Below are 16,021 nucleotides of genomic sequence, written 5' to 3'. Positions count from 1 at the left end.
GACCACCTGCCTCCAAGCGCTATGTGCCGAATCGGCGCCTCAGCATTCTTAGACCAGATGCTGTGCCGGGTCGCTCAATCCGGCGTGAACCTTGTGTCAAAGAGCGCTACAGAAGGCCATGGCCTACGCCCAAACACTTTCTCCTGACGCTGCGGCACAGCTCCTCGCCTGGTACGCCGAGATGGGTGTCGACATCGCGCTGGATGACGAGCCGCGTGACAGGTTCGCGGAGGCGCCACCCGCGCCCGCCGCCGCACGTCTGGTGCAGGATTTGCCGGAACCACGCGCGCGGGAAGTCGCGCCCGCCCCGGTTCCCTCGATGCTGGCGCTTCCGCACGAGCAATTGCTGGGCGATGCCCGAAGCGCCGCCGCATCCGCTTCCACGCTCGAGGAATTGCGGGCACTTCTCGAAAGTTATGAGGGGATCGGCCTGCGCCGCACGGCGACGCGGCTTGTTTTCGCCGATGGCAATCCGGCGGCACGCGTGATGATGGTGGGCGAGGCACCGGGGCGGGAAGAGGACCGCGAAGGGGTCCCCTTCGTCGGCCCGGCCGGACAATTGCTCGACCGCATGCTGGCGGCCATCGGGCTCGACCGCTCGGGCGTCTACATCGCGAATGTCGTGCCATGGCGTCCGCCCGGCAATCGCACGCCGACCGTGCAGGAAATGGAACTCTGCCTGCCCTTCATCCGCCGACAGATCGAACTGGCCTCTCCCGACATATTGGTGATGCTGGGCGGATCGGCTGCCGCAGCACTGACCGGCACGAAGGACGGCATCCTGAAAGCCCGTGGCCGCTGGACGGAGTACGGGGCCGGAGCCCGCACCATCCCTGCGGTTGCGACCCTTCATCCGGCCTACCTCCTTCGTACGCCGTTGCAGAAGCGGCTGGCCTGGCGCGACTTCAGGGCACTGAAGGCACGTTTGGACGGCGGCGGTTCAGGCGGCTGAGGCCATCGGCGGCGGTTTCCTGCCGGCCTTCTTCGCGATAGCTTCCTGCGCCCTGCTCGAGCGCATCAAGGCCTCGGCATTGCCGGGATCCACGCGAAGGGCGGCTTCTGCAGCTTCAAGAGCCTCCGTCAGCCGGCCAAAGCTCAACAGGATCGCCGACAAGGTGGTGTGCGTTGCAGGGTCCAGAGGCTTCAAGGTTCGTGCAACCTCGGCGAACTCAACCGCGCGGTCCGGCTCCTTGCGACGTGCCCACAACCGCGCCAGACGCCGATACGTGATCGAGTTGCCCGGCTTCATACATATGGCTGCCTCAAGAAGCCTCTGCGCTTCGTCCAGCCGGTCGGCTTGCAGCATGAGACCGCCAACGCGGTCCAGCATTGCGGCATCTGCCGGCATTCTCGCTGCCAGTTGCTTGCCAAGCTCCGCAGCCGTCGCGATGTCGCCTCGCCGACAGGCGAGGTCAAACCGCAGATGGACAACCTCTTCGTGCTCGCCGTCCAGTGCAGTTGCTTCGACGGCCGCGCGTGCGGCTTGGTCGTAGGCCTTTCGCCTCATGCACGCACGGGCAAGGTCCACAAAGAAGGCCCGACGCTCGGCGGTAGGAACATCGGTGGACCGCTTCGCAAACAGCGACAATGCACCATCGAAGTCACGGAACGACCAGGCCTCGCACACCGTGGACAGGCGAATGGCCGATCCGCGCCTGCCGTCGCCGGCGAGCCGTTCGACCCTGTCTCCGTCACAGTCCAGAACGGCATCGAGTATCGACAGCGCACGTGCCGTTCCGCGCTGCAGCTTGATAGGGAAATGCTGCGTCCACGGAACCCGGATCACCCGCGCACGCGGAATGGCACGTCCGATAGCCTCAACATTTGCCTTGTCTTCAGGATAATAAGGATCGTGAACGACGAAGATATGCCCGGAGCTTTCTGCATCCGTGATCGCCATCCGTTCGTGCAGGCGCGGCTGGAATGACCCTCGATAGCGGACGTCATCCACCAGCATTTCAGCTGGATTGATCGTGTACTGAGGAGAGAAGGCTATGACGTGCGTGGCCCTGAGCCGTCGGCCGTATTTCAACGCCGCATAAGCCCCCATGCTCTGGCCGTAGAGCAGCACACGCTCATATTTTGCCAGGATCGGTTCGATGGTGCGGATCGCCGCTTCCATCGACATGCGCGGGAACCAGTTTGGATGGGTCGCCATGAAGCCGATGGTCGTGATGTTGCCTTTCTCGGCGACCGGCTTGGCCCAGAAGCTCACGCCGTCGGCACGATCATGCATGGTCCCGAAGGTGATCAGGAGATGCTCGGAATTCCCCTGATGAAACAGGACCTCAACTTGATCGCACCTGTGCAGGATCATGCCGCCGCCTCGACCTTTCCGCGCCACGCATTATGGGTACGATGACGATGGGCCACAACAATTTGACCTGCTGATGAATTAGCCTCGGAAGGCAGTGTTCGCCCACCTTAGAGGCAACGGCTCCCGCAAATCCTCTCCTGATCATCTCCATCTTCATTGAACCCGACGCGGTCCGGCCGCGTTCCTTCCGGCACGGGTAAGACTTGGAGGGGACACAATGCGCTGGGGTGATCTTCGCGGGAGCAGCAATGTCGAAGACCGCCGCGGCATGGGCGGCGGCGGCGGCATGCGCATGGGTGGCCTCGGTATCGGTGGCCTCCTCATCGTTGGCCTGCTGTCCTGGGCGACGGGCATCGACCCCCGCCTCATCATGGGCGGTCTGGACATGGTCCAGGGCGGCGGCCAGCAGCAACAGCAGCAGGCGGGACGCGAGGGCACGCCCACCGATGAGGTCGGCCGCTTCGTGTCCTCGGTCCTCGGCAGCACCGAGGATGTCTGGACGGACATCTTCCAGCAGAACGGCCAGACCTACCAGAAGCCGCGCCTCGTCCTGTTCACCGGCGCAACCCAGACCGCGTGCGGCCAGGGTCAGTCGGCGATGGGCCCGTTCTATTGCCCGCCGGACAAGCGCGTCTACCTCGACACCTCCTTCTTCCGCGAGATGGAGCAGCGCTTCCGCGCTCCGGGCGATTTCGCCTCGGCCTATGTGGTGGCCCACGAGATCGGCCACCACGTGCAGAACCTTCTCGGCATTATGGACAAAGTGAACGAGCAGCGCGAACGTGGCTCCCGCAGCCAGGCCAATGCGCTCTCCGTGAGGCTGGAACTGCAGGCCGATTGCCTTGCCGGTGTGTGGGCGGCGCGGGCAAACCAGCAGGGCCTGCTGGAAGCCGGCGATGTGGAGGAGGCCCTTGCCGCCGCCACCGCCATCGGCGACGACCGCATCCAGAAGCAGACGCAGGGGCAGGTCGTGCCGGACAGCTTCACCCACGGCTCCTCGGCCCAGCGCGTGCGCTGGTTCCGGACCGGGCTGGAACAAGGCACCGTGCGCGGCTGCAACACCTTCGCGGTGCAGAACCTCTGATCCTCAGGCTGTGCGGCGCTTGGCCCTGATGCGCCGCCAGCCGAAGCGGGCGATGCCGCGCGTGGTGATCATCGCGATCAGCCCGCCGAACCAGGCCATGAAGGCCAGGAAGTTCTCGGCCAGCACCCGCACGATGCGCACCCCGCCCTTGAAGGCACGGAGACTGGTGCGTCCCGTGAGTTCCACCACGCCGCGCGTCGTTCGCCCGAAGCGGGTCGACATCGTGGACAGGTCCGCAAGCTCCTGCGGCGAGCGGGCGTAGCGCAGCAGGCGCACGCTCTCGCCGGGACCGGCCACGTCTGCAATATGGCGGGCATCGCCCAGCATCCGCGACAGGTCTCCCGTCGAAGCACGTCGCACTGCCGCGGAAGCTGCATCACGGGCCGCAGTCGAATCCATCCTCGCCGCAGCCGTCACCACGCCCCGCAACTCACCGAAGTCCACGCTTGCGCGCACGGCACGTCCAAGCGCCCGGCCAAGATCGGCGGTCAGGTTGCCCGCCCTTCGCGCCACCTTCAGCACAGCGACACCCAATTTTGCCGGAAGGCCGGCGCCACCGGTCGCCACCGTCGCGCCGGTCGCCGCGAGGCCCACCGTCGCAAGCCCAAGCATCAGCTCATCATAGGGCTGCCCGGCGATCATCAGCCCGCCCTCGTGCACGACGTCACGGATGTCGCCGACCACCGTGAGGTCGGACGTGACCGCACCGGCAAGCCCGGCAATGGTCTGCCCCTGTCCCGTCACGAAGCCGCTGCCGAAGTCCAGCGCGTTGCGCTGCGCCGTCGGGCCCGGCTGCTCCGCGTCCGTCAGGCGCTGGGTCAGCTCCGGTCGCAGAGGGAGTTCGCGCTGCGCGGCGAGGTCCGCATACATCCGCGCATCCTCGACATCGCCTCGACTCAGTGCGTCTTCCAGTTTCCCCTCGACTGCAGGGGTCGTGATCTCCTCGCGCATCACGCGCGCAAGGGCTTCCTCGTCATCCTGCGGCACCTCGATATCAATCAGCAGCAGGGCCAGCAGCAGCACCGCGCTGACGAGGAGCGCGCTCCACAGGATGCGTCCGGTGCCTCGCGTCATGTCATCGCCCTTGCCCCGGCGCACATGCGCCGCCAAGTTCCGCCGCACAGGCCGTGGCCGGCACGCATGAGATGGACAGCATGGAAAGCACCCGCACCTTCATTCCGCTGAGCATAGCGGTCCTGACAGTCTCGGACACCCGCGTTCTCGCCGATGACCGCTCCGGCGACACATTGGTGGAAAGGCTGGGGGAAGCCGGGCACCAGCTGGCCGACCGCTCCATCGTGCCTGACAGCATCGAGGCCATTCGCGCGCAGGTCTCGCGCTGGATCGGCGATCCCGGCGTGGACGTCGTGATCACCACGGGGGGCACCGGCTTCACCGGCCGCGACGTGACGCCCGAGGCGCTGGAGCCCCTCTTCGAAAAGCGGATGGACGGCTTCTCCACCATCTTCCACCAGATCTCGTTCGGGAAAATCGGCGTCTCGACCGTGCAATCCCGCGCCACGGCGGGCGTGGCCGGCAGCACCTTCATCTTCGCCCTGCCCGGCTCACCCGGCGCCTGTCGCGACGCCTGGGACGGCATCCTGAAAAGCCAGCTCGACTACCGGACGAAACCCTGCAACTTCGTCGAGATCGCTCCCCGGCTCGACGAACATCTGCGCCGCAAGCCCTAGCGGTAGAGCCGGGCGACGAGGCGCGTCGGCGCGCGCACGGCAAGCAGGCCCGCGCCGAGCAGCCGCCGCAAGCCTGCCGCATGCGGGCGCTGGTCCGCGGGGACGTAGAGGCGGGCGCGCAGGCGAACCATTCTGCTTCGTCCGATACGCCGGGCGAGGTCCACATATTCGACAACCGGAAGAGCGCGAAAACCGCCCAGTTCCTCGTAGAACGCCTTGTGGATCAGCAGAGCGGGAAGGGCTTCGCTGCCGGCCATGCTCTGTCCGGCCCGACGAACAGCCTGCGCCAAACCGTCGTCGGCTCCATCTTCCAAAACCTGGAACCTGGCGGCGCGCCGCGAGGCCGTGCCCTGCCGCTCCGCCCGTTCCATGAAGCCGCGCACATCACGGGTCCACCCTTCCTCGGGCTCGCAGCCGGGCTCCATGAAGAGAAGCCACGGCGCCTTGGCCAGCCGGGCGCCGGCCGCCAGGCGCAACGATCTTTCGGAGGCTCCCCGCACGTAGAGGCAGCCGCAACCATCCGCGATGGCGTGGACGCTGGATCCCCCGGATCCGTCGACCACGATGACGTCCCGCACCGTGCCGTCCGCCGCCGCCGGAACGAGAGAGGCGAGCGTTGCGAGCAGCGCTTCCTCGTCACCGGATGTCTGGATCACCACGCTGATCATCGGGGGAGTTTATAGCACGTCCGGTCAGTGCCGCGACCCATGCGTGCAGCACCGCGCTTGCGCATATGTTCTCTTTATGTTCTTCTCGAAACAAGGAGAACATGACGATGGCTTCCACCGCCTCGCTGCTTACCTACACCGACGATCCAGTGGTTCACGAGGCCGCTCCCGACATCGCGCCGGAGAGGCGTCGCGGACGTGGAGCGCGTACCAATGCAGCCGGCCGCTTCGAGCCCTATGCGCGGGCGGCGGAGGACGACGGCTGGGACAGCCTCGCCGACCTTCCTCCGTTCAAGACGGAGATCTCCTACGAGACCGCAAGGAAGATCATCACCAGGAACCAGTCGCCGGATATCTCCTTCGACCGCTCCATCAACCCATATCGCGGATGCGAGCACGGCTGTGTCTACTGCTTCGCCCGCCCCTCGCATTCCTATCTCGGCCTTTCTCCGGGGCTGGATTTCGAGAGCAAGCTGACGGTGAAGTCCAACGCTGCCGCGCTCCTCGAAAAGGAGCTGGCGCAGCCGGGCTACGAGGTCCGCACCATGGCGCTGGGAACCAACACCGATCCTTACCAGCCCATCGAGCGGCAATACCGTGTCACCCGGTCGGTGCTGGAAGTGCTGGCACGCAGCAATCATCCGGTCGGCATCGTCACGAAGTCCGCCCTGGTGACCCGCGATATCGACATTCTCGCGCCCATGGCCGCGAAGGGGCTCGCCCGCGTGGCGCTGTCCATCACGACGCTCGACCCCAAGCTCGCCCGCGACCTTGAACCCCGCGCGCCGACGCCGGCGAAGCGGCTGGAAGCGGTGCGGCAGCTCAGCGAAGCCGGCATCCCCGTCACCGTGATGGTGGCACCCATCATTCCGGCGCTGAACGATGAAGAGATCGAACGTGTGCTGGACGCGGCGAAAGCCGCCGGAGCGGTCAGTGCCGGTTATGTGCTGTTGCGGTTGCCTTACGAGATCAAGGACCTGTTTCAGGAATGGCTGGCCGAGCATCGCCCGCAACGCCTCAAGCACGTGATGAGCCTTGTGCGCTCCACACGTGGCGGCAAGGATTACGAGGCCGAGTGGGGAAAGAGGATGATCGGCGACGGCGTCTATGCCTGGACCATCGGCCGTCGGTTCGAACTTGCGACGCGGCGCCTTGGCCTCAACGGAGAGCGGAAGCCGCTCCGGAAGGATCTGTTCGCCGCACCCACGCAGCCCGGAGAGCAGTTGAGGCTCTTCTCATGATCTGCTCACCCGCCGTCCCCGCCTCGCATCAGCCGAGATCCTATTCCACATCCTGGCGAGCCGGCCTGCCTGTCCGTCCGCTGTCCAAGGAACGCCGCCACATGAGCCTTGAACCAAGAATAAGCGTCATCACCCTGGGCGTCGAAGACGTTGCGGCCTCGGCCGATTTCTACACGCGCGTCGGCTTGAAGAAGTCGCGTGAGAGCGATGGCAGCGTCGCCTTCTTCCAGCTTGGCGGCGGCCTCGTCCTGGCCTTGTTCGGCCGCGGCGATCTTGCACGGGATGCCTCTTTGCCGGAGCACAAGGCGAGCGGCGCCAGCATGTCCATCGGCTACAACACCCGTTCCGCTTTGGAGACCGACAAGCTGGTCGCGGCATTCGTCGCCGCCGGAGGACGCCTGGTCAAGGAACCGGAAAAGACGTTCTGGGGAGGCTATGGGGGCTATGTCGCGGATCCCGACGGCCACATCTGGGAGATCGTTTACAACCCCCATTGGCTGCTCGATGAGGACGGACGGCTGATCATTCCGGAATGAAGGCTGACGGGGCGGCGTCCGGATGGCATAGAAACCGGATGGCCGACTCATCCAAGCGCAGCACGACCAGGATCAAGGCACCTGATTTCCGGCAGGAACGGCGCTGGCTGAAGGACGGCTGCATGCGCGTTGCCGGAGTGGACGAAGCCGGTCGTGGACCGCTTGCCGGTCCGGTCGTCGCGGCCGCCGTGATGCTCGACCCACGCAGGATTCCCAAGGGGCTGAATGATTCGAAGATGCTCACGTCCGAGCGGCGCGAAGAGCTCTACCTGGAGATAATGGCCACCTCGGAGGTGGCCTTCGTTCAGGCCTCTCCTGCCCGCATCGACCGCATCGACATCAGGAAAGCAACGCTCTGGGCCATGTGCGCCGCTGTGAAGGCTCTGCCCCATGCTCCCGACCGGGTCTTTATCGATGGCCGGGAATTTCCCGATGGGCTGCCCTGCCCCGCAGAAGCTGTGGTGGACGGGGACGCCAAGCTTGTCTCCATCGCGGCAGCATCGATCATCGCCAAGGTCACGCGTGACCGGTTGATGAGAAGGCTCGCCTCGTCACATGTCGGCTGGGGTTTCGAGCGCCATGTCGGCTATGGCACGGCCGAGCACCGCAAAGCCTTGGCGGCCTTCGGCCCGACATCTCACCACCGGCACAGCTTCGCGCCGGTGCGTCTTGCATTGGCCGGGCCGGTCCCGGCAGAAGCGCACGATGCGGCTGAGGCCAGCGATCTCGCGCAACTTGCCTGATCAGCTGAGGAAGCCGGTCAGCCACAGGATGATGATGATCGGGATCGGAATTCCGATCATCCAAAGAAGTCCGCCCTTGAGCATGTTTGCCTCCTGAAACCTTGCACAAGAAAAGAATGCCGCGGGAACCTGCTTGTTCCTGAACAACGAAAAAAGCCGCCCGAGGGCGGCTTCGTCTTTTCTTTTCGTGCGGTCCCCTAGTGCAGCTTCGTGCGGACTTCCTGAAGGCCATGGCCGATCAGTGCATCGCCGATCTCGCCACTGGCGCGCGACTTGAGGATCTTGCCTGCGGCCGACACAGCCGCATCGGCAGCGGCAGCCCGGACGTCGGCAATGGCCTGTGCCTCGGCCTGCTGGATCTTCGTCTCCGCGGTACGGGTGCGACGCGCGACGAATTCCTCGGCCTTGATCTTGGCATCGGCTGCAAGCCGCTCCGCCTCGGCTTTTGCGGAGGCGATGATGGCCTCCGCTTCGCCTTCCGCTTCGCGGCGCTTGCGCTCGTACTCACCCAGCACGCGCTGCGCTTCCTCGCGAAGGCGGCGAGCCTCGTCGAGATCGTCCGAGATGCGCTGCGAGCGCGCGTCGAGCCCTGCGACAATCTTCTTGGTCAAGCCGAGATAAACAGCCAGGCCGATGAAGATGACGAAGGCAACGAGTACCCAGAAATCAGGAGTCATCATCGGGTTCAGCCTTTCAGGCTCGCATCGACGGCCGGCTCGACTTCAGAAGCGGATGGCTCCTGGCCCGAGAGCTGCGCCACGATGGCGGCGGTCGCGCTGATGGCAATGGTGCGGACGTTAAGCATGGCCTCGGCCTTGCTCGCCGCGATCTGCCGCTCTGCAGCGGCAAGACGTTCCGCGAGGTCTGCTTCCACAGCCTTGCGCTGGACGGCCGCGTCGGCGTCCACCTTGGCGCGGGTTTCACTGGCGATCTTCTGCGAGCTGGCACGTGCTGCCGCCAGCGCCGCCTCGTGTGAGGCAATCGCGGCATCCGTTTCCGAGCGTAGGCGTTGCGCCTCGGCCAGATCGGACTTGATCCGGTCGCCGCGCACTTCCAGGACCGATGAGATCCGGGGAATGACGAAACGGCTCAGAAGGAAGTAGAGCAGTCCGAAGGTGATCGCGAGCCAGATCAGCTGCGATACGAAGAACGTCGACTCGAAGGGCGGGAACGCGCCTCCATGAGCTTCGTCGTGCAATTCGGCATCGGCTTCGACCCCTTCACGCAGGTCCTGCCGAAATTCCGTTTGGGCCTGCGCAAGGAGCAGGACGTTCTGTGCCATCGTGACTTTCCCGGTCGTTGAGACGCCGGGCGCCGGACGATCCGGCGCCCGTTAAAGCGAACTCAGACGGCGAACAGGAGCAGAAGAGCGATCAGCAGCGAGAAGATGCCGAGCGCTTCCGTCACGGCGAAGCCGAAGATCAGGCGCGGGAACTGCGCGTCGGCAGCGGAAGGATTGCGCAGTGCGCCCGTCAGGTAGCTGACGAAGATGTTGGCAACGCCGATGGCGGCGCCTGCCATGCCGAGGGTTGCGATACCGGCGGCGAGGTACTTTGCGGCTTCAGCGTCCATGATGTGTACTCCTAGATTTTGTGATCGCGCTGATCGGTTGTGCTTCCAACTCAGTGCCCGGGATGAAGGGCATCACTGAGATAGAGGCAGGTAAGAAGGGTGAAGACGTAGGCCTGAACGAAGGCCACGAAGAACTCGAAGCCGGTCAGGGCGACGGTCATGGCGAGCGGCAGGATGCCGAGGGCAAGGCCGCCGGCGCCGAGAGCGCCCCAGAGGCCGACCACGAAGCCGGCGAACACCTTCAGCGTGATGTGTCCGGCCAGCATGTTGGCGAACAGACGAACCGAGAGGCTGATGGGACGCGACAGGAACGAGACGATTTCGATGGCGACCACAAGCGGGAGCAGGAAGCCCGGAATACCCGCCGGAACGAAGATCCGGAGGAACTTGGTGCCGTGCTGGACGAAGCCGTAGATGATGATCGTGCTGATGACGATCATCGCCAAGCCGAAGGTCACGATGATGTGGCTGGTAACGGTGAAGGCGTAGGGCAGCATGCCGAAAAGGTTCGCGAACAGCACGAACATGAACAGCGAAAACACCAGCGGGAAGAACCGCATGCCGTCATTGCCAGCGGACTGGCGCACGGTGGATGCGACGAACTCATAGGACAGCTCGGCCAGCGACTGCCAGCGGCCGGGAATTAGCGAACGGCTCTGCATTCCGATCATGAGGAAGCCGATGATGGCCACCACGGTCAGAACCATGAACAGCGAGGAGTTCGTGAAGGACAGCGGCCCTTCGCCGATGAGGCTCCTGATTTCAAACTGGTGGATCGGATCCATGTCTACTTCCGCACCTATCCGCCAGTGGATCCCGTGCCCTTGTTCAGGGCGGAGGACCTCAGGATGTTGAGCACACCGGCCGCGAAGCCAAGCATCAGAAAAACGATCATGCCCCAGGGCCGGGTGCCCGCGAACTGATCCAGAAACCAGCCAAGGGCAGCACCAACCAGTACGGCGGCAGCGAACTCACTGCCCAGCCGCAGCGCCAGCGCCATACCCTGCGCTCCCGCCGCCATGCTGCTCTGCGATCTCGCATCGTCCTTCCCCGGTCGCTTCGCCTTCTTCAGCGCCGCGTCCAGTTTGGACAACCGTTCCTGCAGATCCCGCCCCTCGGCGGACACGTCCTTACCTTCGTCCCGAGTTTCGGGGTCACTGCCGCTCATTTTTGCGTTCGACCCGTATCCTCGGCGGCAAGCCCGCGCCACCTCTGAATTTCGGCGGCACCATAGTGATGCCTCATTCTCAAGTCAAGAAAGCTGGCATACAAGCTAAGTCGTTGAACTTACTTGACCTTCCGGAACGCCCAGCTGCGTCAGACCGCCTCACGCAGCACCTCCGCTGCCTCGAGGTCCACAGAGACAAGCTGGCTCACGCCACGCTCGGCCATAGTAACCCCGAAAAGCCGATTCATGCGGCTCATCGTGACAGGGTTGTGGGTAACCACCAGAAAGCGTGTGTCGGTCTCCGACGACATGGCGTCCAGGAGGTCGCAGAACCGCTCGACATTGGCGTCGTCCAAGGGTGCATCGACCTCGTCGAGCACGCAGAGAGGCGCGGGATTCGTCAGGAAGATCGCGAAGATCAGCGCCATCGCGGTCAGCGCCTGTTCCCCGCCTGAAAGAAGCGAGAGCGTCTGCGGCTTCTTGCCCGGGGGGCGGGCGATGACCTCCAGTCCGGCTTCCAGAGGGTCCTCTGATTCGATCAGGTGGAGACGCGCCTCACCCCCTCCGAAGAGCTGGGCGTACAGCCGCTCGAAGTGCGCGTTGACAGCTTCGAAGGCTGTGGCGAGCCGCGCACGGCCCTCGCGGTTGAGGGATTGGATCGCATGCCGCAACTGGCGAATCGCCTCGGTGAGATCGTCACGCTCCCCGCCAAGCTGCTCATGGCCGGCCTGCACCTCGGCAAGCTCCTCCTCGGCACGAAGGTTGACCCCGCCCAGCCGTTCACGGTCAGCTTTCAGCCGTTCCAGATCAGCGGGGGTTCCGGGGTGCTGATCGCCAGAGGCCGCAGCGATGCCGGCTTCAAGCAGCCGCTCCCACGCAGCGCCGGACTTGTCGCGCGCCGCTTGCCGGCGCGCCTCCTCACCTGCCCGTCGCTCTCTCGCCTCGCCCAGGCGGCGCAGGGCGTCCCGTGCCGTGTCATCGGCTGCCCTTTTGCGGGTTTCGGCGAGCGCCAGCCGGTCGCGGGCCTCGCCTTCGGCCCCACGGGCGGCGGACAATTGCTCCAGTAGCCCGCGCCGGCTGGTTGCCACCCGGTCCGGCACGCCGAGCAGCGAACGGCGCTCGGCCTGGGCGTCCTCGCCTCGCTGCACGAGCTCCGCCAGCCGTTCCGATGCTCCGGCGCTGCGCGTGCTCCAGGCCCCCCTGTCCCGCTGAACCGCTTCACGCGCGCGCAGACGCCTGTCGCGCTCACGGCCAAGTGCGGAGAGCGCCGCCCTTGCATCGGCTGCGGAGGCGCGTTCGCGTTCAGCGTCGGCGCGGGCGAGATCGCGACTCTGCGCGAGGTCCATGCCGTCGGCCAGTCCTGCCAAGGCGCTTTCAGCCGCCGCCAGCGTCTGGCGCGCTTCGTCGACATCGCGGGATAGCCGCGCCTGCGTCTCGCGGAGAGCCGTGCGCCGCGCCTCGTCCCGCATCGCCTGCCGCTCGATGTCCTGGCGCTCGGCCCGAAGCCGCTCGGCTGTCTTGCGGGCGCTGCGGACGTTCTCTTTCGCCGTCTGGTCGCGTTTCTGCGCCGCCGCTGTCGAAGCCGCAGCGCGCTTCGCGGCATCCGCTGCCGCGGCGGCCTGAAGTGACATCGCCTCAAGCCCGCGCTGCAGTTCCTTCAGCCTGTTGCGCCCGGCGAGCCGCCGCGCCTCCGGCGTTTCCGCCCCGGCGGTGGCTGTGAAGCCGTCCCAGCGCCAAAGGTCGCCGGTCAGCGACACGAGGCATTGTCCGCTCGCCAACGCGTGCCGCAGCGCCTCCCCCTCGCTTCGCGCGACCACCCCGATCTGCGCGAGGCGCCGGGAGAGTTCGGGAGGCGCTTCGACATGCCGCGAAAGAGGAACGGCGCCCTCAGGCAGCGGCGCGTCTGCCGCCATCGGCTCCGAGCCGGCCCAGTGCACGGGCGCGCGGGTATCGAGCGGCACCGACACATCTTCGCCGAGAGCCGCCACAAGTGCGGCCTCGTAGCCGGGGTCAACCACAAGGCTCTCGATCAGCGGCGGCCATGGCGCCGCCTGTCCCGGTTCCAGCAGCTTCACCAGTGTGCGTGCTTCCACATCCAGGCGCCTGAAGTCGGTGGTGCTCTCCTGGGCCGCTCGCTGCAGGCGCTGTTCCTCGTCCCTGAGGCGTGCCAGATCGGCTTCCGCGGCTGCCGCCTCCTCATCTGCCTCACGTTCCGCACGGGCCGCCTCTTCGGCCTCGACCGCCATCGCGGGGAGCCGTCGCAGCGATTCGGCACCGCTCAACTGGTGGGCTTCCGCGTCGAGCCGCTGGGCTTCGGATGTCAGGCGCTCCAGGCGCACGCTTGCGTCTCTGCGGAGGCCAGCCAACCTCTGGCGCTCCGAATCATGGGCAGCGAAGGCCGCGCTCGCATGTGCATAAAGCGCTTCCGCACGCTCCAGCACGGCGGATGTTTCCGCGACGCGCTGATTCGCAGTGTCCTCCCGAGCCGCCGCACCAGCCTCCTCGGCTGCCAGCGCGGCGAGATCCTTCTCGAACTGGGCAAGCGTTTGTTCGGCATCGGCCGCTAAAGCCTCCTCGCGCGCATGGTCCGCGTGGATCTGGGCAATGCGGCGTTCGAGTTCCGCCAGCTTTTCGCGCGCGAGGCGCTCTTCGCGGTCGAGGTCGTCACCAGCTCGCCGGAGACGCGCGACGGCGGATCCTGCGGCTGCCGCCGCATCCTGCAGCTTCGGGAGTTCAGCCGCGCAGAGGGCTTCATGGCGCGCGGCGTCCGCCTGCTCCAGCGTGCGGGCGGCAACCACCCGCTCCGCCTCTTCCGCTGCCTTTTCGGTGAGCCGCTGTTCCTCCAGGGCTGCCGCGTGCGCCCGGCGCAGCAGAGCGGCTTCCAGCGCGCGAATCTCGGCGGAAAGCTGCCTGTATCGGACGGCCTGCCGGGCCTGGCGCCGCAAGCCATCGATCTGGCCGCCGATACGGCTCAGGACATCCTCGACGCGCAGCAGGTTCTGCTCGGCGGCCCGTAGCTTCAGCTCGGCCTCGTGGCGTCGTGCGTGCAGGCCCGCAATGCCTGCCGCCTCCTCCAGCACGCGCCGTCGCGCTTCCGGGCGCGCATTGATGATCTCGCCGATCTGCCCCTGCCGCACCAGAGCGGGGGAACGCGCGCCGGTGGATGCATCCGCGAAGAGGAGTTGCACATCCTTCGCCCGCACCTCTCGGCCATTGACGCGATAGGTGGAGCCCTTGTCGCGGTCGATGCGCCGCGAAATCTCCAGGTCCTCGACATCCGTGAAAGGCGATGGCGCCAAGCGGGAGCGGTTGTCCAGCACAACGACCACTTCCGCGCTGTTGCGCGACGGCCTGTTGCCGGAACCGGCGAAGATGACGTCGTTCATCTCCGAGGCACGCAGGGCCTTGTAGGAGCTTTCGCCCATGGCCCAGCGCAGGGCTTCGACAAGATTGGACTTGCCGCAGCCATTGGGCCCGACAACACCGGTCAGGCCCGGCTCGATCACGAGCTCGGACGGCTCAACGAAGGATTTGAACCCGATCAGGCGCAGCCGCGTCAGCTTCATGCAGCACCGTGCTGGCGGCGCGGCCGGGCTTTACCGGACGTGCCTCAGCCCTTCAGGAGAGGGTCGATGTCCTTCGAAAGGTCCTCGATGCTCATCGCGCCGCGATAGATCTTGCCGTTGATGAAGAAGGACGGCGTGGAACTGACTCCGAACTTCTCCGAGGCGCGCTGCCGCACGGCCATGACGCTGTCCAGCAGCTGCTGATTCGACAAGCAGGCGTCCAGCGACTCCTGGGTAAAGCCGACCTGCTTCCCGAAGTCCTGCAGCCATGCGAACGGGTCCGACGCGTCGAGGAACGCACGCTGCTGGGCGAAGAAGGCGTCGATGATGGGATGATACTTCGACGGCTCGGCGCAGCGCGCCATCATGAAGCCGGCGGTCGCGTAGTTATCGAGCGGGAATTCGCGAAAGATGAAACGCACCTTGCCGCTGTCCACGTATTTCTGCTTCAGCGCCGGATAGGTGCCGTTGTGGAAGGTGGCGCAGTGCGGACAGGTCAGGGACGCGTATTCCACGACCGTTATCGGCGCATCCTCGCGGCCGAGCGCGATATCAGGAAGCGGGCCGGGTTCGAGCAATTCCTTCAGATCGACGCTCTGCCCGGGCGTCGCCTGTGTCGCAGGGGCAGGCGTGCTGCGTTCTGCACCTTCCTCGGACGATGACGAAGTCTGCGCGGCATTGTCGCTCACAGGCGTGGACGACTGTTCTTCCGAGCAGCCGGCCAAGCCAACCGCGATGACGCAGGCGGCGAACAGCGTCGTCAGGGCGGAACTCTTCATAAGGTCACCTTCAACGGAGGGTTTGCCGACACTGGATAGATCGGCGGGGTGGCCTTGCCAACGATGGAAATGTGGCGAGTTTACGCACGCCCCGTTTTTCCGCGGCGAGCGTCGAGGGTCACGGCCTCGCCCAGGCGCAGCAAGGCTTCCGCAAGCCGATCCTCTTCGATGCCATCCACCTGGCTCCGAATGCGGGCTTTTTCATCGCCCGTCAGCACCGGCGCCGGGCGCTCGGTCTTCCGGGTCCCGACGGGTCCCTGCCGGATCTTCAGCGAGCCGACGCACCGCCAGCCGAAATAGCGGTTGATGCGCTCGATCAGCGTAGAGGCCTGCATCTGCAGTTCGAGCGCAAACGCACCCTCCACCTGGACGAGAAGGGTTGCGGGCTCCCGCGCCGCCTCCGGCTCCTTGCGTCCTCGCGGAAATGTCAGCTTCAGCGGTCGGGAGCGGCGCGCAAGTTCGGCGCCGGCGATGTCCTGCCAACGCAGCACGATCTCGCCACTGGCGAATCCCTGCTTCGCCAGTACCTCGTTCATCGCGCCCGGGACGAACTGTCCGAGGGGGCGGGCATTGGGGCGGCGCTTGGGTGCACTGGACATCGCACCAAGGCGTCACGGCAAGGGCCAGCCGTCAAGCGGCCGACCTGCTATAGAGCC

At 65.8% G+C, this 16,021-nt stretch carries 17 protein-coding genes; 6 read left to right on the top strand and 11 right to left on the bottom strand.

The features are described 5' to 3' along the window. Positions 1-118 precede the first annotated feature (118 nt). On the top strand, positions 119-952 hold the full coding sequence (locus SCD90_RS14800) for a uracil-DNA glycosylase (protein ID WP_319845475.1): 834 nt from the start codon (positions 119-121) through the stop codon (positions 950-952). On the opposite strand, the gene SCD90_RS14795 is transcribed toward SCD90_RS14800, so the two are convergent. Next, positions 941-2,317, bottom strand: a complete 1,377-nt coding sequence (locus tag SCD90_RS14795) for a tetratricopeptide repeat protein (protein WP_319845474.1) — start codon at positions 2,315-2,317, stop codon at positions 941-943. The genes SCD90_RS14800 and SCD90_RS14795 overlap by 12 nt on opposite strands. Positions 2,318-2,534: 217 nt before the next feature. Here SCD90_RS14795 and ypfJ point away from each other — a divergent pair, with 217 nt between their 5' ends. Next, a complete protein-coding gene (ypfJ, locus tag SCD90_RS14790; RefSeq protein WP_319845473.1) occupies positions 2,535-3,401 on the top strand; it encodes a KPN_02809 family neutral zinc metallopeptidase in 867 nt (288 codons plus the stop codon). Positions 3,402-3,404: 3 nt separating this feature from the next. Here the strand turns inward: ypfJ and SCD90_RS14785 are convergent, their stop codons facing one another. Beyond that, entirely contained in the window at positions 3,405-4,475 is a 1,071-nt protein-coding gene (locus SCD90_RS14785; RefSeq protein WP_319845472.1) for a hypothetical protein, read from the bottom strand. 80 nt (positions 4,476-4,555) lie between these two features. Here SCD90_RS14785 and moaB point away from each other — a divergent pair, with 80 nt between their 5' ends. Beyond that, entirely contained in the window at positions 4,556-5,092 is a 537-nt protein-coding gene (gene moaB / locus SCD90_RS14780) for a molybdenum cofactor biosynthesis protein B (protein WP_425265704.1), read from the top strand. Here the strand turns inward: moaB and SCD90_RS14775 are convergent. Beyond that, positions 5,089-5,760: a glycosyltransferase family protein gene (locus SCD90_RS14775; protein WP_319845471.1), complete on the bottom strand. Its 672-nt coding sequence runs from the start codon at positions 5,758-5,760 to the stop codon at positions 5,089-5,091. The genes moaB and SCD90_RS14775 overlap by 4 nt on opposite strands. Before the next feature lie 101 nt (positions 5,761-5,861). On the opposite strand from SCD90_RS14775, the gene SCD90_RS14770 reads away from it, so the two are divergent. The 3 genes from SCD90_RS14770 (at position 5,862) to SCD90_RS14760 (ending at position 8,280) form a co-directional block, all read left to right on the top strand. Next, positions 5,862-7,001, top strand: a complete 1,140-nt coding sequence (locus SCD90_RS14770) for a PA0069 family radical SAM protein (RefSeq protein ID WP_425265703.1) — start codon at positions 5,862-5,864, stop codon at positions 6,999-7,001. A 101-nt stretch (positions 7,002-7,102) separates the two neighbouring features. After that, on the top strand, positions 7,103-7,537 hold the full coding sequence (locus SCD90_RS14765) for a VOC family protein (protein ID WP_319845470.1): 435 nt from the start codon (positions 7,103-7,105) through the stop codon (positions 7,535-7,537). A gap of 38 nt (positions 7,538-7,575) precedes the next feature. Then, positions 7,576-8,280 (top strand): ribonuclease HII, encoded by a 705-nt coding sequence (locus SCD90_RS14760; protein ID WP_319845469.1) that lies wholly within the window; start codon positions 7,576-7,578, stop codon positions 8,278-8,280. Between the two features lie 197 nt (positions 8,281-8,477). Here the strand turns inward: SCD90_RS14760 and SCD90_RS14755 are convergent, their stop codons facing one another. The 8 genes from SCD90_RS14755 to SCD90_RS14720 form a co-directional block, all read right to left on the bottom strand. Next, positions 8,478-8,960, bottom strand: coding sequence for a F0F1 ATP synthase subunit B family protein (locus SCD90_RS14755; protein ID WP_319845468.1), 483 nt, complete (start codon positions 8,958-8,960; stop codon positions 8,478-8,480). Between the two features lie 5 nt (positions 8,961-8,965). Next, complete coding sequence (locus SCD90_RS14750; RefSeq protein ID WP_319845467.1) at positions 8,966-9,562, bottom strand: F0F1 ATP synthase subunit B family protein; 597 nt, start codon at positions 9,560-9,562, stop codon at positions 8,966-8,968. 62 nt (positions 9,563-9,624) lie between these two features. Further along, on the bottom strand, positions 9,625-9,852 hold the full coding sequence (locus SCD90_RS14745; RefSeq protein ID WP_319845466.1) for a F0F1 ATP synthase subunit C: 228 nt from the start codon (positions 9,850-9,852) through the stop codon (positions 9,625-9,627). Between the two features lie 50 nt (positions 9,853-9,902). Further along, on the bottom strand, positions 9,903-10,637 hold the full coding sequence (locus SCD90_RS14740; RefSeq protein WP_319845465.1) for a F0F1 ATP synthase subunit A: 735 nt from the start codon (positions 10,635-10,637) through the stop codon (positions 9,903-9,905). Between the two features lie 14 nt (positions 10,638-10,651). Then, a complete protein-coding gene (locus SCD90_RS14735) occupies positions 10,652-11,020 on the bottom strand; it encodes an AtpZ/AtpI family protein (protein WP_319845464.1) in 369 nt (122 codons plus the stop codon). 149 nt (positions 11,021-11,169) lie between these two features. Next, positions 11,170-14,586 carry a chromosome segregation protein SMC gene (gene smc, locus SCD90_RS14730; protein ID WP_319845463.1) on the bottom strand — a complete coding sequence of 1,139 codons (3,417 nt, stop codon included), beginning with the start codon at positions 14,584-14,586 and terminating at the stop codon, positions 11,170-11,172. A gap of 44 nt (positions 14,587-14,630) precedes the next feature. Continuing rightward, on the bottom strand, positions 14,631-15,365 hold the full coding sequence (locus tag SCD90_RS14725; RefSeq protein ID WP_319845462.1) for a DsbA family protein: 735 nt from the start codon (positions 15,363-15,365) through the stop codon (positions 14,631-14,633). 80 nt (positions 15,366-15,445) lie between these two features. Next, the gene (locus SCD90_RS14720; RefSeq protein WP_319845461.1) at positions 15,446-15,964 is read right to left on the bottom strand and encodes a DUF721 domain-containing protein; all 519 of its coding nucleotides are present in this window, start codon (positions 15,962-15,964) and stop codon (positions 15,446-15,448) included. Positions 15,965-16,021 lie beyond the last annotated feature (57 nt).

Source organism: Terrihabitans rhizophilus (assembly GCF_033898525.1).
Lineage (GTDB): Bacteria > Pseudomonadota > Alphaproteobacteria > Rhizobiales > Methylopilaceae > Flaviflagellibacter > Flaviflagellibacter rhizophilus.
This window is presented reverse-complemented; position numbering and strand designations above follow the sequence as displayed.